This window comes from Sphingobacterium kyonggiense (genome assembly GCF_039536825.1).
Classification (GTDB): Bacteria; Bacteroidota; Bacteroidia; order Sphingobacteriales; family Sphingobacteriaceae; genus Sphingobacterium; species Sphingobacterium kyonggiense.
Genome location: NZ_BAAAZI010000018.1, coordinates 1 through 924, shown reverse-complemented (window position 1 = coordinate 924; position 924 = coordinate 1). Strand labels below are relative to the sequence as shown.

The 924-nt window shown below is 54.2% G+C and carries 1 rRNA gene; it reads left to right on the top strand.

Features of this window, described 5'->3' with window-relative positions:
* Window positions 1-924 (top strand): 16S ribosomal RNA (locus ABD676_RS18170); the annotation flags it as partial.

Sequence of the window (924 nt, the reverse complement as noted above, 5' to 3'; positions counted from 1 at the left end):
CCGAGCGTTATCCGGATTTATTGGGTTTAAAGGGTGCGTAGGCGGCACTTTAAGTCAGGGGTGAAATACGGCAGCTCAACTGTCGCAGTGCCCTTGATACTGAAGTGCTTGAATGCGGTTGAAGACGGCGGAATGAGACAAGTAGCGGTGAAATGCATAGATATGTCTCAGAACACCGATTGCGAAGGCAGCTGTCTAAGCCGTTATTGACGCTGATGCACGAAAGCGTGGGGATCGAACAGGATTAGATACCCTGGTAGTCCACGCCCTAAACGATGATGACTCGATGTTTGCGATATACCGTAAGCGTCCAAGCGAAAGCGTTAAGTCATCCACCTGGGGAGTACGCCCGCAAGGGTGAAACTCAAAGGAATTGACGGGGGCCCGCACAAGCGGAGGAGCATGTGGTTTAATTCGATGATACGCGAGGAACCTTACCCGGGCTTGAAAGTTACTGAAGCATCCAGAGACGGATGCGTCCTTCGGGACAGGAAACTAGGTGCTGCATGGCTGTCGTCAGCTCGTGCCGTGAGGTGTTGGGTTAAGTCCCGCAACGAGCGCAACCCCTATGTCCAGTTGCCAGCACGTAATGGTGGGGACTCTGGCCAGACTGCCTGCGCAAGCAGAGAGGAAGGCGGGGACGACGTCAAGTCATCATGGCCCTTACGTCCGGGGCTACACACGTGCTACAATGGATGGTACAGCGGGCAGCTACACAGCAATGTGATGCCAATCTCGAAAAGCCATTCACAGTTCGGATCGGGGTCTGCAACTCGACCCCGTGAAGTTGGATTCGCTAGTAATCGCGTATCAGCAATGACGCGGTGAATACGTTCCCGGGCCTTGTACACACCGCCCGTCAAGCCATGAAAGCTGGGGGTACCTAAAGCATGTAACCGCAAGGAGCGTGTCAGGGTAAAACCG